Origin of the sequence: Nostoc sp. UHCC 0302 (assembly GCF_038096175.1) — a bacterium.
Lineage (GTDB): Bacteria > Cyanobacteriota > Cyanobacteriia > Cyanobacteriales > Nostocaceae > UHCC-0302.
In genome coordinates this window covers 5249891-5273989 of the sequence record NZ_CP151099.1, presented here as the reverse complement: position 1 = coordinate 5273989, position 24099 = coordinate 5249891, and the positions used below count along the sequence as shown (strand labels likewise).

Genomic DNA, 24099 nt, shown 5'->3' with positions numbered 1-24099 from the left:
AGTATAGGGAGTGCTTAACCAGGGATCTCTGCTGCAATCTATGTCCAAAGCTCATGTGATTGGATTGGGAAAGTCCGGTGTTGCTGCGGCGAGATTGTTGAGACAGGAAGGCTGGGAGGTGGAGCTAAGTGATTCCGCTAGTGCGGAGAGCATTGCTTCACGCAACACCTCCGCAACCCTCCTTCAGCAACAACAAGAACTCGCTGCCGAGCAAATAACAGTTAAACTCGGTTATTCCCTAGATTTAAATGGTGCTAATTTACCCCAATTAATAGTCGTTAGTCCTGGCGTACCTTGGGATGTGCCTGTATTAGTTAAGGCGCGAGAACTCGGTATTGAAACCATTGGAGAAATGGAACTCGCTTGGCGACATTTGCAATCTCTCCCTTGGGTAGGAATTACCGGCACTAACGGCAAAACCACTACAACTGCTTTAATAGCCGCAATTTTTCAAGCAGCAGGATTAAATGCACCCGCCTGCGGTAATATTGGCTACGCCGCTTGTGAAGTTGCCCTGTCTCTTAAGAGAGGGGGGGAGGGGGAGAGTGGGGGAGAGGGAGAAATTACTTTCTTATCCTCCTCATCCCCCTCATCACTTGATTGGGTGATTGCCGAAATTAGCAGCTATCAGATTGAGTCTTCTACTTCTATTGCTCCTCGTATTGGTGTTTGGACTACTTTTACACCGGATCATCTTAGTCGGCATAAGACTTTAGAGAACTACTATAATATCAAAGCCAAACTGTTGCGTCAGTCTGAGTTACAAGTGTTCAATGGCGATGATACTCACTTGAGTAAGGTAGAACTTAGTAATTGGGCTGATGCTTATTGGACAAGTGTGAAAGGAAAAGATTTCCTGATTGGTGAAAAAGGCTTTTACATCCAAGATGGCTGGGTTATAGAAAAGCTAAATGCAACCTCTGCACCGACACCTATTGTGGAAGTGTCTGCCTTGCGGATGGTGGGAGAACATAACCAGCAAAATCTCCTCATGGCAGTAGCAGCAGCGCGGTTGGCAAAAATTGAGCCTAATGCTATTGTACGTGCGATCGCCGAATTTCCTGGAGTTGCCCATCGTTTGGAACATATCTGCACTTGGGAAAGCATTGATTTCATTAACGACAGCAAAGCAACTAACTACGATGCTGCTGAAGTTGGTTTAGCATCAGTTAAAAGTCCAGCAATTTTAATTGCTGGTGGAGAACCTAAAGCAGGCAATGATACAGCTTGGCTTGACAAAATTAAAACTAAAGCTGCGGCTGTATTATTAATAGGTAATGCAGCATCCACATTTGCCCAACGCCTCCAAGAGGTAGGGTATTCTAATTACCAAATTGTGGAAACAATGGAAAAAGCAGTACCCAAAGCAGCAGAATTAGCTAAACAGTATCAAGCATCTGTTGTACTGCTATCTCCTGCTTGCGCGAGTTTCGATCAGTATGCAAATTTTGAGGTGCGGGGCGACCATTTCCGTCAATTGTGCCTTGCTTGGGCAGAAAGCTGGCAGCCCACTAAAGCGGAACTTCCCAACTCTCAAAACGCTGCTAAAGAGTCGATAGTTGGAAGTCGATAGTTTGACATTCTATCTGGCTATCAGCCAGGAGATTCACATGGGTAAGGTATAAATTTATCGGATAGGTAATTCAATCACAAACTCTGTACCCTCACCTTATGTTGAATGGCAAGTTAGCTTGCCATGATGATTGTTAACTCCAGTTCCGGCAATACGTCGGGGGAAGGAGGAGTCAATTTATCTGACGGGCTATTACGTGTTTTAGCCGAAGAGTTGATTCTTTGTTCCTCAGACTGAGGCTGCTGATAAATCCATGCCAAACCTAAGTGGAACTCTAATTGATGCAGTAATTCATCTGCCTCCCTCTTTTCCAAGGGAGGTTGGGGTAATCTTCAAAATATTAAAACGTTAACCGAACCGTATTGAGAGTGGTTGGACGTGCATCACAGTAAAACGAGGGCATCTTATCAAAATACCATTCGCAAGTTCTTAAGTTTTACCTCAGTGGACACGATGGCTTCGCCCGCCTTCGGCATCGCCGACATTCAGATCCGTCACGTTTGGGATTGCTTAGATTCTCTGCAAGAAGCTCCTACGGCTAAGGTTAAGCATCTCAACATTCTCAAGGCGTTTTTTCCTGTGTGACCAGTTTGGAGAAACCGCCAATCTCACGCAGCCCGATTCCCAACCAGTTCAAGTTGCCCAAGCCGAAAGATACCTTGGTAGAGTGTATTCTTACACTGGAGGATGTGGATGCCATGATTGCAGGCTGGTTGCAAATAATCCTGCCTGAAAACAACGATGATTGCAGGTTGAGGGATTTATGATTGCAGGTCGCTAGTGTGATTCGTTCTGTCGAAACGAATAGAAATAATCGGGGATGACAGGCAAGGGAAATATTCGGGAGAAATTCCGACAGAACCTTGACAACTCAATTTTTCGTGATGGTGTAATTCCATCCCTCCAAGTGCAGGAGTGAAAGCAAGTCCCCCATTTCAGCAAAGTGGTTCTTTGTTGGGATGAAGCGGGGAATCATGGCGGTAACTGCAAGCCTAATGTGGAATCCCGCCTAGCATAGCTGGTCATGGGTAGGAATACGAATCTCTTGACTGAATCATCGTAATGCAAAACAAGCCAAAAGGCTGTCAGGCTTGTCCCAAAAGGGAAAGGATAAGTGGTTGGCTGATTAAGCGGCAGACCAATATGCACTCACAATAAACCCGGTGAAGAGAGAGAACCCTAAAACCAGCGACAAACGAAAAATTGGGAACGAAGTAACCCCCTGATGCGCTCTCAGGAAATGGTCGATTTCCTGAGTAGGTAGCCAGCCGCAAGCCTTCAAGGGGAAGGATTGCCTCAGAAGCCAAAGCCTTTGGGAAAGCCAGAGGATATGCAGACGGAGGCACGGTGACTTGGATTGTAGAGGTACTAGTAGCAATGTACACATCTAAAACGAGTTTCAAGACTACGGTGGAATGGAATGCTATCCCCTGGCGAAAGCTGGAAAGGAAAGTATTCAAGTTGCAAAAGCGTATCTACAAAGCCTCTCAGCGTGGTGATGTCAAAGCAGTTCGTCAACTTCAAAAAACGTTGTTGCACTCCTGGTCAGCAAAGTGTTTGGCGGTTCGTAGGGTAACACAAGACAACCGAGGTAAGAAGACGGCAGGAGTGGACGGGTTGAAAAACTTGTCCCCAAAAGCACGTCTTATCTTAGTACATTCCCTGAAGCTAGGTGAAAAAGCCGCTCCCACTCGAAGGGTGTGGATACCAAAACCCGGCTCAAAGGGAGAAAAAAGACCCCTTTCTATACCCACTCTGTACGACCGCGCCTTGCAATCGCTAGTAAAACTAGCCCTAGAACCTGAATGGGAAGCTCGCTTCGAGCCAAACTCATTCGGTTTTCGACCAGGAAGAAACGCCCATGATGCGATTAAGGCAATATTCAACACTATTAAGTTTAAACCTAAATATGTGTTGGATGCCGATATTGCGAAATGTTTTGACAAAATTAATCACAATGTTCTGCTGTCAAAATTAAATACATTCCCTACCATTTGCCGACAAATTCGTGCATGGTTGAAAGCGGGAGTGATTGATTTCTCTGAATATGCTTTAAGAGAGAAATCTGACAACATAACATCAATGGGTGTTCCACAAGGGTGTACGATTTCGCCATTATTAGCGAATATAGCCCTTCACCGCATGGAAAATCGAATTAAACAAGTTGCTCTTACTTTACCTGGACGTAAAACAGGGAATTGTAAAGCAATAAGCTTAATCCGGTTTGCAGATGATTTTGTGATTCTGCATAAAGACCTTGCCGTTATCCAAAGATGTCAGCAGATTATGGCAGAGTGGTTAAACGAATTGGGGCTAGAATTAAAACCAAGTAAAACCCATATTTCTCATACACAAAATATGTATGAAGGTAACGTTGGTTTCGACTTTTTGGGTTTCACTGTTCGACAATTCCCGGTAGGAAAATATCATAGTGGTAAAAGCTCAAACGGAAAATTACTTGGTTACAAAACTCTTATTACTCCAAGCAAAACAAAGCTGAGGACACACACGCAGAAGATAGGTAAATTGATTGATGGGCATAAATCAGTACCACAATCTGATTTAATCGCTCATCTGAATCCCGTCATCCGTGGATGGACAAACTACTACTCAGGTGTCGTCAGTAAACGCATATTTAATCAGGCTGATACAACTTTATTCAGCCAGCTAAAAGCATGGGCAGAACATCGTCACCCTAATAAATCTTCCCGATGGAGTTGCCAAAAGTATTGGCAAACTGTAGGGTCTGATAATTGGGTATTTAAACCCCATAACCAGAAGATTCGCTTACTCAAGCACCGTGAAACTCCTATTGTGAGACACATACAAGTGCAAGGAATCCGTAGCCCATTTGATGGTGACTGGGTGTACTGGAGTTCCAGAATGGGTAAACATCCTGAAGCGCCAACAAGGGTGGCAACACTTTTGAAGATACAAAAAGGAAAGTGTACTCATTGTGGACTGTTTTTTCACCATGAAGACTTGATGGAAATCGACCATAAAATCCCCCGCTCCCAAGGCGGTAAGGATAGTTATGATAACCTTCAATTACTTCATGGACATTGCCATGATGCTAAAACGGCAGCCGATAAAGTTGCTGTTACAGTTCCAGAAATAGATGAGGATTATCTCAACTGTAATCCCTTTTAACTTGGAATTTATAGGTGTGTTTGTCAAGCACCAAATCATCGAGGAGCCGTGTGAAGTTAACGTTTCATGCACGGTTTTGTAGCCGAGTCAGGGGGGTGACTTCCTGGCTTAGGCATCCATATACTAAGCTGAATGCTCGACGCTTCCTAAATTTTGATTGGGGTGATTTGTGAAATTTTGGCTCAAAGAGCAATTTATAGTGATTTTTTATTTATTTTTTAGCTCTACTTCTGTATAAATTTCTAATTCTGAAGCATTCTCCGATTAGTCTTACTGGTTTAAGACATCTTTCCTGTGTTGTGGTGCAGCAGCTACCGCAGCGACTTCTGCCAGTAGCTCCTGAGAAACCCCCATCTCCTTCAAAGTTTCCATCAAATCCTCTGCGACCGCATCAAAGTGTTCGCTGTTTAAGCCTTGCTTTTCCACCAAATCTTTGTGAGCTTGGCGCATATAGCGACCGTCATATTTATCAGTTCCGCCAAAGGCATAAGTCAGAAAAGCTTTCTGGTGTTCTCGTTGCTTCACCATGTCCACATCGGCAAAATAGTGCTTGATGCGCTCATCCTGCAAGACTCGCTCGTAGAATTTGTCAACTGCTAAATCAATAGCATCTGCACCACCCAGTTTTTCAAATAAAGTCTCCATAATGTTTCAACATTAAAGAACCATAACTGCATGAAATCATAGATTCGCTGATTTCAAGTAAAAGTTCATAAACCTTATAACTGTTGAGTTTGCACGTAATATTAATAACAGCTTCGCTTGATTCATACCTCTATTCAACAACGCTGAGAATTGGTATAAAACGCTGTTTTGGCTGATCGATTTCCCAACCAATTGTTGAACTTGTATTTACTAAGTTTCAACCTTTTAACAGCAAACCTACTAATTACGACATAGCGAGAAAACTATGATTTGTATACTTCCTCAAGGTAGATGAAGTTGCAAAATCAGGATGATTAAATTTATCTGAGTCTTTCACTTCTGTTTATAAGGTTTGGCTTATTGCCAAGCCTTTCTTCATAACAGCTTGCAAGATGTAGTTAATCCATTGGTTCCTTGCTACAGCATGCAAGTAAATGAAGTACAGCGTCTAAGTTTAAAAGCTATATACAAAGCCGGATTTAATTCTGACTCCTGACCCTTCGACAAGCTCAAGGCATCGCTTCTGTCTCACCTCGGCTACGCTCGGTGGTCGCCGAGCGCAGTCGAGGTGCGTCCACCTGAATTCTGTTGTAATTATGACTGTTTCCTTTAGTAAGGTCAGCGATCGCTGCTGCTAATTCGGCTGGATCTACGGGCTTAGTGAGGTGTCTATTGAAACCTGCTGCTATGATCTTCTGATGATCAGTCTCTGCGGCAAAGGCAGTTAGAGCGATCGCAGGTAACATCTTTCCTGCTAATGCATCTAATGCTCTAATTTGACGGATGAGCATATAACCATCTGTTGTTGGCATAGCTATATCGCTTAACAGAAAATCTGGTTTGCTGTGAGCGATCGCTTCCAATGCTTGATCAGCTGAGTCAACTGCTTTAACTTGAGCGCCATATTGCTCAAGGATGAATGCTAATAAGTTTAGGGTATCAACATCATCATCTACAACCACGATTTGCAAGCCCGTCAGATTTGGAGAACTCTCAACTAAGCGATCGTCCTGGCTGGTTTGAGAAGCAACTTCTATCAGAGGTATTATTACTGTAAAGGTTGCACCTAACCCTTCACCTGGACTTGTGGCTTCAACAGAACCACCGTGGAGTTCTACAATATGCTGAACAATTGCTAGCCCTAACCCTAGTCCGCCAGATTTTCTGGTTGTTGTATCATCGGCTTGCCGGAAGCGATCAAACACGTAGGGCAGAAAGTCAAGATTGATTCCTTTACCTGTATCTGTGATCTGAACTTTGGCTTGGGAACCAATCTTTTCACAGCAAATTTTTATTCGACCGCCTACTGGTGTGAACTTAACGGAATTTGTGAGTAAATTCCCAATCACTTGCTGTAAGCGATTAAAATCGCCCTCCACTTTGCCGATTTCAGACGCGAACTGCGTTATAAGTTGAATCGATTTTGCTTCAGCCAGTAAGCGCACAGTTTCTAGTGCTGCTTCAACAACAGCAACCAAGCTAACTTGAGAAACATTTAGACTCAACTTGCCTCGCAGAATGCGCGAAACATCTAACAAATCTTCAATTAACCGGGCTTGCAATTTGGCATTGCGCTCGATAACTTGTAGTGCCTGTGTTGTTTTGGCCGCATCCATTTTCCGACTCAGCAGGAGTTTTGTCCAGCCCAGAATAGGATTCAGCGGTGAACGCAGTTCGTGGGAGACAATTGCTAGGAAATCATCCTTCAACCGATTGGCTTTTTCAAGTTCTATGCGGGCTGTGCGTTCCCGTTCCCAAGCCTCGGCACGTTCTTCGACTGCCAACTTCTGATCATGAATATCAGTGCAAGAACCAAACCACTTGACAATTTGACCGTCTTGATTTTTGAATGGAAACGCTCGTCCTAAATGCCAACGGTATTCTCCATCACTAGCACGACGCAGACGGTATTCAATATCATAGGGTTTTCCGGTACTTAAAGAATTGTGCCAGACTGCGATCGTGCGTTCTAAATCTTCAGGATGTAAGATGTTGTGCCATCCTTCGCCTTGTGTTTGTTCTATAGTTGTTGCTGTATAGTCATACCAACGGCGATTGTAATATTCATGATAGCCATGCGGTTGTGTAATCCAGAACATTTGTGGCATTGTGTCCGCTAGGGTGCGAAACATTAATTCACTTTGATGAAGTGCCGCCTCTGTCTGCTTGCGGTCAGTGATGTCAATTACACAGGAAAACCCTAATTCTGGCGCGTCCTCGAACATGGCAGACGTAATCAGCACAAACACACGGCTACCATCTTTGCAATAGAATTCCTTCTCGAATGGTGTGCAAACTCCATATCTTCTTAGTTCTTCAGCTGCTTGCTGAGTTCGTTGAATATGCTCTGGTGGAGTCATCTTATGCCAATCAATTTCACCAGCCAGTAAATCCTGCTGGGTATAGCCGACCATTTGCAGAAAGGCATGATTGGCTTGTGTAATGTTACCTTCAAGATCCCCAAAAAAGAAGCCAATAATATTGGACTCAACAATACGCCGCAAGCGGGCTTCACTATTTTGTAAAGCTACTTCTACTTGTTTGCGTTCACTGATATCAACATTAACTCCCACCATCCGTAAGGGTTTGCCTTCGTCATCAAAGAAGACTCTGGCTCTAGCATGAAGCCAGTGGATATTACCATCTTGCCAAATTACGCGAAAATCGGTGAAAAATTCGCCTGTTCTCAGTGAAGCGAGTATATCTGCTTCTGCCTTGGCTAAATCATCTGGATGAACCCATCTTTTCCACTCTTCGTAAGTACCACCAAATTCACCTGGCTCCAGACCGTAAATTGCTTCTAACTCCTTTGACCAAGTATTGACATTTGTTTGGATATTCCACTCAAAGCTACCAATTTTAGCTGCTCTTTGGGATAAATCTAGCCATTCTTGCTTTTGAAGCAACGCTGCTTCTACCTGCTTACGCTTTGTCAAATCTAAAAAGAACGCAACACCCTCTTGTTGCTGGTCGTAAGGTTCCTGCAACAAAGCACCACCGATGAGTATGGGAACACGACTACCATCTTTGCGGATGTATTCTTTCTCAAAAGGAGTGCAGACACCAGATTTATTAAGTTCTTCTAGTGCTTGGGCATCCAAATGTAGAAACTCTTCTGGAGTCATGCGATTCCAATCAATTTGCCCTGCAAGCAGATCCTCCTGCTTATATCCCACCATTTTCAAGAACGCTTCATTGGCATAGTGAATTTTGCCACTGAAGTCACCGAAAGTCACACCAAAAATATTTGCCTCGACCAAACGACGGAAGCGCTTTTCGCTATCTTGCAAGGCTTTTTCCTGCTGTTTGCGGTCATTTATATCAGTACAAACGCCAACCCACTGGCGAATTCTGCCTTCTTCTGTCAAAATGGGGACGCCACGGACAGAAAAATAACGATAGCATCCATCTGCACCGCGTAATCGATACTCTGTATCGTAGAGACTTTTAGTCTCAATTGCTTGAGTCCAAATTTGCACAGTTCGTTCACGGTCTTCTGGGTGGACTGGTTCCAACCAACCCCCATCTCTGGTTTCTTCCCAGCTTTGTCCTGTGTATGCTCTCCAATCTAGGCTAGCACCTGTGTGTCCATCAGGTTCAGTCGTCCAAACTATCTGGGAAGTTGCGACGACTAGAGAGCGATATCGCTCCTCACTTTCTTGGAGAGCTGCTTCGGTCTGCTTTCGGGCAGTAATATCTGTTAGGGTAGCGATCGCACCTGAGAATTCGTTGTGTTTATTCAGGATTGGATTAATGGAGATCATCACCCACAGATCCGATTTGTCTTGGCAGCGTAGAAGCAAGTCAAATTGCTGCTTAATATCTTGATGCTTGTGCTTTTGTTGCTCTAGCCATTGCTCTATTTCTATTTGAGCCTGATGCTCCATGAATTCAAAAATTGGGCGATTTACCATCTCTTGAATACTGTAGCCAAGCATTTGGCTTAATGGCTGGTTGACAGATTGTGTCTTTCCCCAACTGTCAAATATCCAGACGCCTTCATTGGCTGTTTCCCAACATTGATGAGAATTTACTTGTAGTTCTAGTAAATTCGCTTCATATTTTTGCTTTGTAGTCTGTAGTTCTACACTTAATGAACTAATAAATAGTGCTACCGGACTGAATACAATTAGCTCTAACGCGTCAGCCCCACTGTTTAAAGTTAGCAAGTCGAAAGGCGGTATGAATAAGTAGTATCGTGCTAAAATTAACAATATTGTAGCGATTAACCCTGAAACCACTCCCCCATACCAGCTACTGAAGACGACAGCAGCAAGGAAGAGTGGCGATGAAACGTCTATTTTAAATACTGTTTGCAGCAGCAAGCCCAGTAGTAGCGCCAATAGAACAGATAAACAAGAAATACTGTAGCGCTGTAAATGAGAGCGCTGGACTGTGATCATGCTGCTTTGATTCCTTGCAGTAAACTCGTTTGTAAGATACTGTCTTCTATCTTACAGTAGAGATTTAGGAAATTAGATTAAGTTTGTATCTAGCTTGAAGAGTGCGATCGCCAAAATACAAAATCAATCTTAAATCAGCTAGTATCCCGAAATAAACTAAGTTACTTAATGTTTGTGATTAATAACCCAGCCGAATTTCTACAAGGTAATGATGATTGAGCAGCTATCACGCATTGAATTTGCAAATAGAGACCGCACAGGGACACATAATAAGAGTTTTGACGCTTCTGCCCAAAGTGGAACTTATGCAAATTGTCAGCGTGATAGCTGAATTGCTAAGGAATATGAATTTACAGTTTATGGCATAGGATGAAAGAGAAGATCGGGGAAAAAGTAGTTAAATATAGCCCAGGTAGAGAAGGCAACTGATATTGAAACAACTGCAAGAACTGGAGCAAGGGAAAGATATTTAAGAAAGTAGCCTTTTTGGTCGTCTTTTTTCTGCATGGAATGTTCTCTCAAATCTCAAACAGGTTAATTAGTTCAGTTGAAGTAGTTTGAGTCAATAGTAGTTTGTTAATCTGTGGTCTACAGATTAATAAATAAAAAATAGCTTAACTGTTAACACTTGGAGTTTTAAACTCCTAAAAGCATTATTGCAAGTTTTGCTATTTCCTTTAATAAGGTAATTGTTTCTGTTTAAGTAAAGCTCTAGCTAGGGTAAGATTAAATAGTAAATTATATTTGTTTTTTTAAATACTAAAAATATAGATTATCCTCTGACCTTCAGAAGATAACTTTTTTAAAAAATGTAGGGATAATTAAATTTTTTATAAATGTCCTTCGATATCTATCATGGTTAAGCAGGGACATAGATTATCTCTATAATAGAACCTAGTAAAAAACTGCCGTATTGTAACTCCTGTAAAGGTAAGTGCAATCACTAAGATTCCGGCTCCGTTCAGTTTCAGTTAAGGTTTAAATAAGAATCTGAAACATATTAAATCTATGAATTTTAATTTTTAATAACCACCCTGGTTAATTGGTAATGTAAACCAGAACGTTGCTCCTGCATCCAATGCACTGATTACACCAATTTCGCCACCGTGGGCATTGATAATTTGCTTGCACAAATACAATCCCAATCCCAAGCTCACAGAGTTGCGAGTGTTACTACCCCGGAAGTAAAGGTCGAAAAGCCGTTCGCTTTGTTGTTGACTAATTCCTACACCGTTATCACTAACAGTGCAATAAATCTTATCCCTTTGAAGTGTAGCGTTAATTGTCAAGTGCAAACCAGGGGAATTATGTTTGAGTGCATTGACAATTAAGTTAGAAAACACTCGCCATAGCTGTGTTGCGTCACCATTAACTAATGGTAAATCTGCGGTCAGCATATTTGTCAACGTTGCTTGGTTTTGTGTAAGCAATGGTTCTAAGTCTGCGATCGCTGCTTCTACCACAGTATGTAATTGTAGAGGTTGACGTTGCAAAACAATTCCTTGCACTTCGCCGAGGTGAGCTTCCATTAAGGAATTAATCAAGTTAAGTTGGCGATCGCTACTTTGAATCATCCGCTCTAAAAACGAGCGTGGTACAGGAATTGGGGATTGGGAAAATTCCTTACCAGTTTCAGATTCTTTGCTGTCAAGCAAATTTTTTAGCACCATTAAAGTACCAACTACTGGGTTGCGTAAGTCATGAGAAACTGCATGGATAAATACTCGTAGTGCTTCCTCTGTACGTTTGCGTTCGCTAATATCTAGCAGCACTCCCACTAATCCCCCAAGTGAGCCATCTGCCTTGGAGAAAGTTGCTTTATAAAATATGACATCATGTTTAGTACTATCGGCAAAGACGACAGAACTTTCATAACTTTGAATTTGCCGCTGCTCAAACAATGCCATGTCTGCTTGCTGATATTGGTCAGCAAGCTCCTTTGGTGCAATATCATAATCAGATTTACCAAGAATTTGCTGCTTGCTAAAACCTAGAGATGTTTCAAACGCTGTATTACAGCCAAGATATATCCCTTCGATATTTTTATAAAAAACCGGAGCCGGGATAGTATCAATTAAAACTTGTAAAAAATCCAACTGTTCCTGGAGCGCAGCTTCAGCTTGCTTGCGCTTTGTGATGTCTTCAATCAATCCTTCATAGTAAAGCAGTTTACCCTGCTCGTCATGGACTGCGTATGCTTTTTCCGAAATCCAAACAATACTGCCGTCTCGGCGATAAATCTGGGATTCAAACTCACAGACACTACCACATTCTGTCATTAGGCGTACAAATTCTGCACGTCGCGTTGGCTCAACATACAATTGGTTTTCAATATCAGTGAAATTTGCTGTTACCTCATCTGCGGATGAGTAGCCATAAATCTGTGCTAAAGCGGGATTTGCCGTAATGTAACGTCCATCAGGACTGCTTTGAAAGATACCTTCAACGGCGTTTTCAAAAATGCTGCGATATGTAGCTTCTGCGAGCTTAATTTTTTGGTAGGCAGACTCAAGTTCTTGACGACCGTAAAACTCAGAGCGTTGCAGGCGATCGTACAGGTAAACACTAATGTCACATATCGTACAAAACCAAAAAATGTACAAAAAAAATGTCACATTATATATTTCGGGGTGTTGGGTTGATGGTGTTTTTAAACCAAGTACTGTATTAACGCCAAAATAATAAATCAGCACACCCGCTTGAGACAGCAAGTGAAGACTCCAGTGGACTGGCATTAATGTAGCTTGGCTTAAGAATACCAGTGACCACCCGATCATGTCGGGTAGTGCGAAACCTTTGAAGGTGGCAAACAACTGTGATACTAGACTAATTGACCAAGATGACCCCAAAAATAACAAATCTGGGCGATCGCGACCAAACCTAGTTTTATGCAATACAAGGCAGATAACTATACCTAGCAGTATTGCAACATTGAGTACAAGGCTTTTATTTCTAAATACCTCTGGTAGTCTTTGCAACTCATCTAAGGGGAAAAAAAGGTCATAAATGTTTCGCAAAGTAAAGGTTAGCAGACAAATCAGTGCCAGCCATAACCACAAATGCAATCTCTGCCACAAAAAGCGCTGACGCCAAGTTTTGTAAAGAGTGGTAATTTCGTCTGTTATTGGCGCAGAAAAGGCTCTTCTCCACCACCTTTGCACTTTTTTAAATGGCGTAGCTATTAACATCCGATCCACTTTGCCCATACTGTCGAAGGTGTTTCTCTTACTCAAGATTGCCACAAATAACACCTTCGCATTTTTTTCCTATTTTATGGGCTAATAGAAATACAGTTCATAATAAGCCTTTTTTCTCTCTCCTTTGCCCCCTGCCCCTCGGTCACTGAGCGGCTTGCCTTGAGCGTACCGCTACGAAAGCTTCGCTAACGCCTTGATCTCGTAGAGAAGACGAAAGGAGCCGTAAAGCCTGCGGCATAGTTACACTTAGGGTGCAGCCTCTCCCTGCGGGACGCTGCGCGAACGTAGAGAAGTGCTGCCCCTCTGCCCTATGCAGATACGCTTGCAAGAGGTAATGTAAACCAGAAAGTTAACCCAGGTTTGCGGTCAGTAATGACACCGATTTCACCGCCATGTGCTTTAATAACCTTGCGACAAAGATACATTTTTAAGCCAATGCTTGTAGAGCAACAGTCTTGAGGATTGGGTACATACAAATCAAACAGGCGATCGCACTCTGGTTTGCTCATTGTTACACCATTATGTTGAATCTCAGTCCGAATCATTCCTGCGTCAACAGTGGCTATCAGAGTCAGGTTTAATCCTGGTGGATTATGTTGCAAGCTATGAGTTAGTAGCTCAGATAAAATTTTCTGTATCCGAGTCGCGTCTACTAAAACCAATGGTAAATCTTCAGGAACCAAGTTCTTCATAGTCGCTTGGTTTTGTGTTAATACTGGTTGCCAGTCAGCAATCATTCCTTGTAATAGCTTGCTAAATTGCACAAGTTCACGATTGTTACGCAACGTTTCTTCACAAGAATTTATTTCTAACAGTGAATTAATCATTGTTAGTTGGCGGTCGTTGCCTTGAATCATTCGCTCAATAATCGAGCGCGATACAGGAACTGGGGAAGGTGGGCCCCCCTCTGGAGATAAGGGGTAATGGGGATTGGGCATTGGGCATTGGGGAGCTGCCCACGAGACTGGCTCCGCCGACTTGAGAGAACTGGCGTCATTGGGCATTGGGGATGAGGGAAAATTTTTCTCCCCTGCCCCCCCGGTTACTGAGCGGCTTGCCTTAAGCGTAGTCTTATCCCTCTGGGGAAGCAAGCTACGCGTAGCGTCCCGCAGGGAAGGGAGTCGAAGTATGCTCCCTGCTTCCTGCCCCTCTGCCCCTCCACCCCTCTGCTTCTCCCCTCCCTGATTTAGCAAATTCTTTAGCACCATCAAGTTACCCATTACCGAAGTTTTCAAATCATGGGCAACGGTGTGCAGAACAACATCTTTCACTCGGTGCAAGTCTTCAATTTCTGCCATTTTTTGCTGTAACTGGGCTGTACGTTCTTGCACCTGCTGTTCTAAATTAGTATTTAGTTCTGCTAGTTCTTGATAGATTAAGCTTTGCTGAATAGCGATCGCTACCTGTTCTGACATCTGCTGTAGCAAATCAATTTCCATTGGCTGCCAATGACGTGGTGAGGAGCATTGGTTGGCAATTAACGCACCAAATAATTCATTACCTAACATTATTGGTACAGCCAAGGATGCTTTTATTTGGAATTTCTGAAAGTGTGCTTTCACTCTGGGAGACAGTGTTGTTTGTGCTGTATCTTCAAAGACACGCACTACATTGGTTTTAAGTAGGTTTCTCAATTCTTGCAAATCAGCTTCATCATTAATAGCTGAATCAGAGATTGATAGATATTGAGGATCTACAGATTCGGCAAGAGTTCTAGTTCCTGAAGAATTGGCATTCTTTAGACCAATGAAAACCCGATCTGCTCGCAGAAATTGCCTGACTTCTGTGACGGTAGTTTGGAGAATTTGGTCTAACTTGAGTGAAGAACGAATTCGTGCTAGGGTTTCTGTCAACAAGCGATCGCGTTGTGCTGAAAGACGTAATTGTGCTTCTACCTGCTTGCGTTCTGTAATGTCGTGATGCACTGCTAAAATACACGGAATACCATCCAAAGTTATTACTTCGGCTGAAAGCTGGGCTGCAACTATCTCGCCAGATTTGCGGCGAAATTCTAATTCTAAGTTGCGAACAACTCCTGTAGTTTGTAACTCCTGTAATAGCTTAAGGCGATCGCGCTCGTTTACCCAAACATTTAATTCAAAAGCCCTTTGACCAATCGTCTCATCTCGCTCATAACCAATGAGTTTGACAAAACTGTCGTTCACTTCTATGAAGCGACCTTCTTTAAGCGTGGTGATGGTAATCGGATCTGGACTGCAACTAAAAGCTTTAGCAAACTTTTGGGCGAAATTTTGCAGGCTGACTTCTGCCTGTTTGCGTTCTGTGATATCTCGCACAATAGCTAATACTTCATCTATACCACTCACCACCAACCGCGCTTCATAATCTCTGATTCCTAGAGGGGTTGGCAGCTGATATTCGCAAGTTTGCAAAGTTCCAGAATCCAAAGTTTTTGCGATCGCTTCTTGACTTATTGCTGCAACATCACTTGGCAATAATTCTTGCAAATTTTTACCAACAATTTCTTCCCTAGAGAGGGTGATATTTACTCCCTCATCTTTCAAATCTAAGTAGTTTCCATCACGGCTGATACGAAACATTAAATCAGGGATAGCATCCAAAAGTGCTTTATAGCGGGCTTCGCTTTCTCGTAATTTTTCTTCTGCTTGTTTTCGGTCTGTGATATCCATAACCAAACCATCCCAAACAAAGTCGCCGTTAGCTTGTTGTTCTGGTTGAGAAGTAGCCTGAATCCACTTCAGCTTGCCACTAGGCGTAATGATGCGACCTTCCCAATGCCAAGGTACAAAAGTAGCGGCAGAAACAGCTATAGATTCTTTAAAACCTTTTATATCTTGCGGATAAACAAGTGCGTGCAGTACCTGAAAGTTTTCCTGTACAACTTCTGGTTCTAATTCACACAAATCTCTACAGCCAGAACTGATATAAAGCACAAACGGAGAACCATCCTGTCTTTGCAGGACTTGGAAAATCATCCCAGGTAAATTGACAGCAAATTTTGAGAGCAAGTTGATAGTCTCTTGCTGACAATCTGGTGTATGCAGTGATTTTACGGTTTCATCCACTGTTTGAGCCTTTGATACACAAGCTACTGATGCACGATTCAAAGCTAGAATAACCAGTTTGGCAGTTTTTATTCTGTGAGAATAACCACCAACCGAAACAAACTAGCCTCTACCTTCAGGGTATATTCCATTTGCTTGCATCGCATTCACCCAATCGGGTGAACCAGTTACTATAGCGTGAGCAAAAGAAAAATTAGCGCAGTTAAGTTAGATGTAAAAGCGACTAAAAATCACTTCCTTTAGACATATTCTCAACATAGATTGCAGAAACCCCATATTTTCACCAAATTCAGCAATAGTATGCATGAGCTTGACTTTAATGAGTGGTTTAGGCAGAACAAATACCTGAGTTATCTAAGCATAGTGGCTATTAGTTATTGACAATATTTATAAATTAATTTAGGTTATGATGCACTTCTATACATGAAATATAGCAACTATAAATCATGAGTTAACAATAAGAATCACGAATTATATATTCAGGTTAACAAAACTTAGTTATTATTTCATGATGATTGGATTTCATTAATCGTCCAACTAAGTACTTCCAACAACCGCCGGAAAACTATCTCATCTTTGAGAATAGAAAAGGGAATATACCAGCAATAAGGATTAACCGAAATTGATGTACCTGTAATAGATTTAAATCGGTTGAGAAGTTCTGCTTTTTTAGCTTCTAAATGAAATGGTGGTTTATAGGCTAAAACTTCTAGGGTGGCATTAGTCCAAACCCGGAAAAAAGTGATATTTTTACCTTTGTAATTAATTTTAGGAGTAAAAGACCCCTGACTCATACCTATACCCCATTGAATCTGCATCGGTTGGCCAATTGACCATTCCAGAATCAGACTCGCAACTTTAGCCACCTCAGCACCATATTTAGTCCCAATTTCTTTGATAAAAGATAATTCATCCCATTGTTTTTTTTCTGTGGTTTTTGGAGAAGTAGGCTTAATAGCTGTTTGACCAAGGTATTTTTATTTGTTTTATTTCAGCAGCAGTTTTTATCGAACAAGTACACTAGAAAACTTGCCAAAATAGCGGTTTATCTTTTGTTTACTAACTTTATAAAGATTACGAAAGAAACAGTCGCTCAAACACGTTCTACACCAGCACAATTTAGAAGTGGGCGTGCAGTAACTACAAAGCTTTTGTGGCATTACTCAGGTAGTAATGCCAGTAATTCTGTTACAGTTTACCGCTGAACACCCGTTCAGCTTGCCCAGTCATGTAAACTCTTTGGTCGATTTCTGACCATTCAATCTGCAAAGGCCCACCCGGTAATTCTACAGTCGCAGTGCGATCGCATTTTCCAGTCAACACACCAGCAACCAACGAAGCACAAGCACCAGTACCACAAGCCAAGGTAATCCCCGCGCCTCGTTCCCAAACCCGCATTTTTAAGTAGTCACGGCGCACCACTTGAATAAATTCCGTATTTATCCGTTGGGGAAAAGCTGGGTGATGTTCAAACTGCGGGCCTATACTTTCTAAAGAAATTGCTGCTACATCTTCTACAAAGGTAATGCAGTGAGGATTTCCCATACTTACACAGGTGACTTTCCAAGTTTGCCCTGCTACCTCTAAAAGTTCATTAATCACTTTTTTCTCAGCAGATGCAAGATTAGTAGGAATTTCCCCAGCGAGTAACCTGGGTAAACCCATATCCACCTTAACTTGGCCATCAGACTTGAGTTGAGGTGTAATCACACCAGCCAACGTATGAATGCGATATGTGATCGGGGATTGGGGATTGGGAATTGGGGATTGGGAAGATTCTTTCCCAGTCCCTAGTCCCCAGTCTCTAGTCGCCAATCCTTCTAAGTCTGCGAGAAATCCAGCTAAACAGCGAATACCATTACCGCACATTTCCGGTTCTGAACCATCGGAATTGAAAATCCGCATGGTGTAGTCAGTGCCATTTTCTCCAGGCAGAGCAAAAATTACACCATCAGCACCGATACCAAAGTGGCGATCGCACAACTTAATAGCTTGCTCTGGCGTTAGTACTGGAACAGATGAAGAGCGATTATCAATCAAAATAAAATCATTGCCCAGACCGTGATACTTAGTAAATTCGATTGCCATTTCTCTAAGGATGAATTATCAAAGATTAGGTATTAGGGATTGGGTGCTGGGGATTGGGTACTGGGAATTAGAAAACTCTTTCCCATTACCCAGTCCCTAGTTACCAGTCCCTTATTTAAACATTCTCTCTTGTACACACATCATTACTAAAAATGCTTACTGAATTTGACACCACTTTACCCAGTATTAGACAAGTTCAAACCCTGATTAAACAAACAACACCAGTAGAGTTCAAATTGCTCACTGGCGATGTGTTGACAGGAAAAGTTTTATGGCAAGATCCACAGTGTGTATGTATTGCTGATGAAAACAGTCAGCAAACCACTATTTGGAAGCAAGCGATCGCTTATATCAAACCTAAGAGTTAGGAAACAGAAGGGCAGAGGGGAAAAATTTTCTCTCATCCCCAATGCCCCATACCCCATGCCCCATGCCTCTTACTCAGTATTACTAGTACATATTTTTACTATATTCTTTTTTTACTTTATACACTGTATAAATGCTAGAATCCTCAGAAAGACAGTTAGGATACCCAAATGCCAGTTGTAACTAACTCAATCAAGTTTGGTACAGACGGCTGGCGGGGCGTTATTGGTGATGAGTTCACCTTTGAACGTCTAGCCTTAGTTACGTCAGCCGCTGCAAAAGTATTATATGATACATACTATTCTACGGTGGGTAGCCGGACGATAATCGTCGGTTACGATCGCCGATTTATGGCAGAAGACTTTGCTCGTGTTGTCGCTGATGCTGTTACTGCCGTCGGATTTGATGTGTTGTTCAGCGAAAGCTATGCCCCAACCCCGGCTTATAGTTGGGCGGCAAAACAACTTAATGCTTTGGGGGCGCTGGTAATTACAGCCAGCCATAATCCTGGGATATATTTGGGATTAAAAGTCAAGGGTTATTTTGGCGGTTCAGTATCCCCAGAAGTCACAAAAGAGATAGAAGCGTTGTTGTCAGAGGGAGTACCGCAGGCAACTACTCCAGGCAAAGAAGAGAAGTTTGATCCCTGGCCTAGTTACACTCAAGGGCTAGAAGGAAAAGTTGATATTGCCAAGATTCGCAAAGCGATCGCCTCTGGTAAACTGACGGTATTTGCTGATGTCATGCATGGCGCTGCTGCCGGCGGATTGGCGAAACTACTAGGAGATCAGGTAAAAGAAATCAACAGCGAACGTGATCCCCTATTTGGTGGTGGTGCGCCGGAACCTTTACCTAAATACCTTTCACGTTTATTTGAAGTAATCAAAACTCACGGACAAACAGATAAATCTGGTTTAACGGTGGGGTTAGTATTTGATGGGGATTGCGATCGCATCGCTGCTGTAGACGGAGAAGCCAACTTTTTGAGTTCTCAGGTGTTAATCCCGATATTAATCGACCACTTAACCAAACGGCGCGGCTTTACCGGTGAAATCGTCAAAACCGTTAGTGGTTCTGACTTGATGCCTCTTGTAGCAGCACTACATCATCTTTCAGTATTTGAGACAGCGGTTGGTTATAAATATATTGCTGACAGAATGTTAGCAACACAGGTTTTGCTGGGTGGTGAAGAGTCAGGAGGAATTGGCTACGGTAGCCATATTCCTGAACGTGATGCACTGCTGTCAGCATTGTATGTGCTAGAGGCGATTGTAGAATCTGGGCTAGATTTAGGCGAATATTATCGCTATTTGCAAGAACAAACAGGGTTTAGTTCAGCATACGATCGCATTGATTTACCCTTGGCAAGTATGGAAGTGCGATCACGTCTTTTGCAACAACTGCAAACCGAACCCCTAAAGGAAATCGCTGGTAAAGCCGTGATTGATTGTCAAACAATAGACGGTTACAAGTACCGCCTAGCTGACAAAAGCTGGTTAATGATTCGGTTTAGCGGTACTGAACCAGTTTTACGCCTCTACTGCGAAGCCCCCACAATTGAGCAAGTACATGAAACTCTTGCTTGGGCAAAACACTGGGCAGAGTAAAATTAGTTATTAGTCATTAGTCTTTTGTCATTTGTCCTTTGTTTAAAAACAATGACTAATTGACCAATAACTAATGACTAATGACCGATGACCAATGACAAATTACCAATGACAAAACTACTCGTAGTCGCCACAGGAAATCCAGGTAAATTGCGGGAAATGCAAGCTTACCTGGAAAACTCTAATTGGGAACTAATCCTTAAGCCTGAAGAATTAGAAATTGAAGAGACCGGCGAGACTTTTGCAGCTAATGCTTGTCTCAAAGCATCTCAAGTTGCTTTAGCAACAGGAAACTGGGCGATCGCTGATGATTCTGGCTTGGAAGTAGATGCACTCAATGGTATACCGGGAGTGTATTCCGCGCGTTATGGCCAAAACGACTCAGAACGTATTGCTAGATTATTGAAGGAATTAGGTAACGCCGAAAATCGGCAAGCGCAATTTGTTTGTGTAGTAGCGATCGCTAATCCTGATGGTGCGATCGTATTACAAGCTGAAGGTATTTGTCGTGGCGAAATTCTCCATGCACCTCGTGGTAATAGTGGTTTCGGTTATGATCCAATTTTTTACGTCCCAGAGAAGAAATTGACCTATGCTGAAATGACGCCACAAGCTAAGAGGTCAATTAGTCATCGAGGCAAGGCTTTTACAGCTTTACTACCGCAACTAGACACAGTATTGAGTCCCTAACTGAGGCTTGACTTTTCTAGACAGCTTTATGGCAATAATTGACGTAGTTTAGCTCGCGTATACGCTGCAATTGTAAAAGAATCAGTAATTTCATTATCACTAATCATTCTTTCAAATTCTGAAACTTCTATTGTCAGCAATTGTGTAATTCCTTCTTTAACATCAAATTCACCAACAGATTTTATATCTGCAAAAAATAGTTCAACGCATTCAGAACTAATACCTGTATTGACGTGCATTTCCCCAATTGAAACTAGAGAGTTAGCCTCAGCACCAATTTCTTCCATCAATTCTCGTTGAGTATTTTCTTCACTAGATGAGTCTTTTTCACCAAAACCACGAGGAATTTCTAAGTGCCAAGAGCGTGTTGCATGGCGAAAGTGACGAATAAGTAATACTTTTTGTTGATAAATTGGTAGAATCACCACACCACGGGTGCTATCTGGCTTGACAAGAATACGAATATAAGTACCCAATTGTCCATCAGGGAAGCGTACTGCATCCCGCAAAACCATTAAATACTGGTCTTTATAAACGATGCCAACTTTAGCCCACTCAAGGGGCAATCCTTTTTGTTCTAGTTTTTGCGCTACTAAAGACTCTATCTGAAGAATTTCTTCTTCTTGCAAAATTACATCTAATCCCTCACTCTGCGGATTTCTAAAGATGCCCGGATGGCTAACAGCAAGGGATAAATATTGTTTTAAGTTATTCAAACGGCTTCTCCTGAGCGATTTAGTGTAGCATCATTACCTACCAAAATGAGTTCACGTTGAAACCCAGGAATTTCTGGAATTTTACGTTGGAGTGCTTCCCATTGTTCCCCAGGGAAACGCGTATAACCCTTCTTCAACTCGATAGTCATATTTAAGTCAGCTTGATTAGCTTGAGAACCTGCAATTCTAAATTTTTCGACATAAGGGACTCTAGAAGATTTAGCTACCAAAGGAGAAATTTTGCCATTGAGGGCATATGTAGTTCCCTGCTCAGACCATTTCACTATCAATTGTGCGCCGGAAATCTCTAAAATATACTCAATAGCTGGAGTCCAAATTTCTACACGTTCTTGCATTCGCTTGAATTTGACTAAATTTGTAATTCCTCCATTTAGATTTATATAGCTCTGATAAACTGCTTCTGCCATTTCTTCAAAATTTTCGGGATTTTGCAGCAAAGCATCAACATTTTGCATATAAACCTGCCATTCTTGTTTAGACCTAACTTCTAAAACTTCTTGTAGGCTTAAGGATGCTAACGAATCTAAATAACCATCTTGTAACAGAGATTGCAAGTATAAACCTTGCTGCAAACGCTCAAATGCTGAATTTTTTAATAGCTTCAGCCAAGTATCAGCGTCTTTTTCATTATCTTTAGCACCTCTTTGGAATGATTTCAATTCCTGTAAGGTAGAACGAGGTAGAGAATCAAAAGGTGTTAATGCTATTCCGTCTAATGCGTCTGGAAGATTGACGTTATATTTCAAATCAATCAACTGTTTAATTTCTGCGGCAAATGGTTTTCTAAAATCATATTTTTTTTCAACAGGCTTAGTTCCTTCAGCAGTAACAAATGCTTCGTAGAGTTGCTCACGAGTAACTAATTTGCCCTCATCTTCTATTTCTATGCATTTATTTCTAACTTGACGCAAACGCTTTTGAAAAGGCTCTCGTGCATCTTCAGGCAAATTTAAATCTCTCAGATATTGCTCGATATCTTTTATAGAAGCAGTTGTTCCAAATTCATGGAATGGTAGGCTGAGTCTTTGGCGAATCAACGACTGGTTATCTTCATCCCATGAAAGACGTAAGCACTTCATGCGAACATCTTTACAGACTTCTTTCCAAGCTTCAAAAGCACTAGTGGTAAATGCAGGTGGTTCCAGTGGACTTTCTTCACGAAATAGAAAAGGTACTATAGTACCATTTGTCAACAAAGCTTTGAAAGCTTCCTGGCTTTCTCCAGGTTGCTCAAAACATTCAGAAACTGTTGTCTCATTATAAATAGCAGCACGATTAACAACTAGCTGCCGTGAATTAATTAAAGCACGACGAAATTCCATTCTCTTGTCTTGCTTAACTCTGCTTTGAATATCATCAAAACTCAAATTCTCTCTACTCATTTCGTAGAGGAGAGAACAAGGTACCCATTGATTATCAAGAGACTGAGGTACTAAATGATTTATTTCTAAATTATCAAGTTCATACTTCTCAAATTCATAGTTGTCTCTTTCTGCAAATGACAGAGATATTTTCGATGTCATCACTAAATCTCTTTGTTCATCAGTTAGCGGTACTGTTATTTCCGATTGGCTCTCTGTATTTATTTCTACTTCAGAAACCACACTCACATCGATGACTTCATTACCAAGTAATTTATTTAGCTCTCCAGATTCAAAAAGATTCGCAATTTTCTCAAGTTCTTCTAAAGGGCCTTCAATTAAAAACAGTTTTTGATTAGCTGGCTCTAAATTTTTATTATTAATCATATTTTCTAGCTATTTACTAATTAAAAGTTTGGTTTCCATTCCTTAAGTACATCACTTAAATTTACGATTAGCTATCTGTATTTATTCCTACTTCAGAAACTACACTTACATCTATAACTTCATTACCAAGTAATTTACTTAGCTCTCCATATTCAAAAAGATATACAATTTTCTCAAGTTCTTCTAAAGGGCCTTCAATTAAAAACAGTTCTTGATTATCTATATTTGAGTTTTTATTACTACTAGGCATTTTATTTAACTATATCTAATTAATATTCTGTATTTTTATGCCTTTAATCCCATTCTCTTCTAAAATTTTTTGGATTTCTTCTGGTGTGCGGTTATGCACTCCATCCCCTATCAAAAGATACGCTTTATTTTTTATTTTTTGTATCGGAGTTTTTGCTTTCACAAAACCTTTCTCTTTTAAAAAGTTAATTACAAGAGGCCAACTAGGTCTACGGTCTAAACCCATAATTTGTTTTATACAATAATTCACACTATTTTCTTGTGACATTTCACTTTTCATATTCCTCATCATCCTTTTTATATCTGTATAAGTAGAAGCTTGTTCTACTTATAATAATTCATGTTTATACATAAAATAAGCTATTTGAGCAGTTGTATATGAAGCCAAAGATAAACACAAGTACTTTTTTTCATATTCAGAAAGCTCTTTTCCTTTGACGGAGCTTAATTTTTCTAACAAGAGACCAATATCAATACCTGTTTTTTCCTCAGTTTGTTTACAAATTGAACAAAGTTGTATTTCCATTTTATGAATAAATCTTTAGTTTTAGTAGATAATTTTCAGATTATACCAAAATGTGATTTTTCAAACAATCTTG

General features: G+C 41.4%; 19 protein-coding genes. 6 read left to right on the top strand and 13 right to left on the bottom strand.

What is annotated here, in order from left to right:
• Positions 1 to 40 precede the first annotated feature (40 nt).
• Positions 41 to 1573, top strand: a complete 1533-nt coding sequence (gene murD / locus WKK05_RS22900; RefSeq protein WP_341525369.1) for a UDP-N-acetylmuramoyl-L-alanine--D-glutamate ligase — start codon at positions 41 to 43, stop codon at positions 1571 to 1573.
• A gap of 113 nt (positions 1574 to 1686) precedes the next feature.
• Here the strand turns inward: murD and WKK05_RS22895 are convergent, their stop codons facing one another.
• A complete protein-coding gene (locus WKK05_RS22895; protein ID WP_341525368.1) occupies positions 1687 to 1887 on the bottom strand; it encodes a hypothetical protein in 201 nt (66 codons plus the stop codon).
• A gap of 139 nt (positions 1888 to 2026) precedes the next feature.
• Between WKK05_RS22895 and WKK05_RS22890 the strand changes: the two genes are divergently transcribed.
• Both WKK05_RS22890 and ltrA read left to right on the top strand, forming a co-directional pair.
• Positions 2027 to 2158, top strand: a complete 132-nt coding sequence (locus tag WKK05_RS22890) for a hypothetical protein (protein WP_341525367.1) — start codon at positions 2027 to 2029, stop codon at positions 2156 to 2158.
• 792 nt (positions 2159 to 2950) lie between these two features.
• The gene (ltrA, locus tag WKK05_RS22885; protein ID WP_341525366.1) at positions 2951 to 4723 is read left to right on the top strand and encodes a group II intron reverse transcriptase/maturase; all 1773 of its coding nucleotides are present in this window, start codon (positions 2951 to 2953) and stop codon (positions 4721 to 4723) included.
• A 270-nt stretch (positions 4724 to 4993) separates the two neighbouring features.
• Here the strand turns inward: ltrA and WKK05_RS22880 are convergent, their stop codons facing one another.
• The 7 genes from WKK05_RS22880 to dapF form a co-directional block, all read right to left on the bottom strand.
• Positions 4994 to 5368, bottom strand: a complete 375-nt coding sequence (locus WKK05_RS22880) for a group 1 truncated hemoglobin (protein ID WP_341525365.1) — start codon at positions 5366 to 5368, stop codon at positions 4994 to 4996.
• Between the two features lie 509 nt (positions 5369 to 5877).
• On the bottom strand, positions 5878 to 9771 hold the full coding sequence (locus WKK05_RS22875; protein WP_341525364.1) for a PAS domain S-box protein: 3894 nt from the start codon (positions 9769 to 9771) through the stop codon (positions 5878 to 5880).
• Between the two features lie 357 nt (positions 9772 to 10128).
• Positions 10129 to 10278 (bottom strand): PsaJ protein, encoded by a 150-nt coding sequence (locus WKK05_RS22870; protein WP_341525363.1) that lies wholly within the window; start codon positions 10276 to 10278, stop codon positions 10129 to 10131.
• Between the two features lie 515 nt (positions 10279 to 10793).
• A complete protein-coding gene (locus tag WKK05_RS22865; protein WP_341531165.1) occupies positions 10794 to 12977 on the bottom strand; it encodes a PAS domain S-box protein in 2184 nt (727 codons plus the stop codon).
• 299 nt (positions 12978 to 13276) lie between these two features.
• Positions 13277 to 16066, bottom strand: coding sequence for a PAS domain S-box protein (locus tag WKK05_RS22860; RefSeq protein ID WP_341531164.1), 2790 nt, complete (start codon positions 16064 to 16066; stop codon positions 13277 to 13279).
• A gap of 455 nt (positions 16067 to 16521) precedes the next feature.
• Complete coding sequence (locus WKK05_RS22855; RefSeq protein ID WP_341525362.1) at positions 16522 to 16881, bottom strand: hypothetical protein; 360 nt, start codon at positions 16879 to 16881, stop codon at positions 16522 to 16524.
• A gap of 322 nt (positions 16882 to 17203) precedes the next feature.
• Positions 17204 to 18103, bottom strand: coding sequence for a diaminopimelate epimerase (dapF, locus tag WKK05_RS22850; RefSeq protein WP_341525361.1), 900 nt, complete (start codon positions 18101 to 18103; stop codon positions 17204 to 17206).
• A gap of 152 nt (positions 18104 to 18255) precedes the next feature.
• On the opposite strand from dapF, the gene WKK05_RS22845 reads away from it, so the two are divergent.
• From WKK05_RS22845 to rdgB, 3 genes are all read left to right on the top strand, one after another.
• Complete coding sequence (locus tag WKK05_RS22845; protein WP_341525360.1) at positions 18256 to 18471, top strand: RNA chaperone Hfq; 216 nt, start codon at positions 18256 to 18258, stop codon at positions 18469 to 18471.
• 168 nt (positions 18472 to 18639) lie between these two features.
• Positions 18640 to 20076, top strand: a complete 1437-nt coding sequence (locus tag WKK05_RS22840; RefSeq protein ID WP_341525359.1) for a phosphoglucomutase/phosphomannomutase family protein — start codon at positions 18640 to 18642, stop codon at positions 20074 to 20076.
• A gap of 108 nt (positions 20077 to 20184) precedes the next feature.
• Entirely contained in the window at positions 20185 to 20766 is a 582-nt protein-coding gene (gene rdgB / locus WKK05_RS22835; RefSeq protein ID WP_341531163.1) for an RdgB/HAM1 family non-canonical purine NTP pyrophosphatase, read from the top strand.
• A gap of 26 nt (positions 20767 to 20792) precedes the next feature.
• Here rdgB and WKK05_RS22830 read toward each other — a convergent pair whose 3' ends face one another.
• From WKK05_RS22830 to WKK05_RS22810, 5 genes are all read right to left on the bottom strand, one after another.
• A complete protein-coding gene (locus WKK05_RS22830; RefSeq protein ID WP_341525358.1) occupies positions 20793 to 21482 on the bottom strand; it encodes an NUDIX hydrolase in 690 nt (229 codons plus the stop codon).
• Positions 21479 to 23251 carry a hypothetical protein gene (locus WKK05_RS22825; protein WP_341525357.1) on the bottom strand — a complete coding sequence of 591 codons (1773 nt, stop codon included), beginning with the start codon at positions 23249 to 23251 and terminating at the stop codon, positions 21479 to 21481. The genes WKK05_RS22830 and WKK05_RS22825 overlap by 4 nt, the downstream gene beginning before the upstream one ends.
• Before the next feature lie 67 nt (positions 23252 to 23318).
• Entirely contained in the window at positions 23319 to 23501 is a 183-nt protein-coding gene (locus WKK05_RS22820; RefSeq protein ID WP_341525356.1) for a hypothetical protein, read from the bottom strand.
• 15 nt (positions 23502 to 23516) lie between these two features.
• Positions 23517 to 23780, bottom strand: a complete 264-nt coding sequence (locus tag WKK05_RS22815; RefSeq protein ID WP_341525355.1) for a hypothetical protein — start codon at positions 23778 to 23780, stop codon at positions 23517 to 23519.
• A 48-nt stretch (positions 23781 to 23828) separates the two neighbouring features.
• Entirely contained in the window at positions 23829 to 24026 is a 198-nt protein-coding gene (locus tag WKK05_RS22810; RefSeq protein ID WP_341525354.1) for a hypothetical protein, read from the bottom strand.
• Positions 24027 to 24099 lie beyond the last annotated feature (73 nt).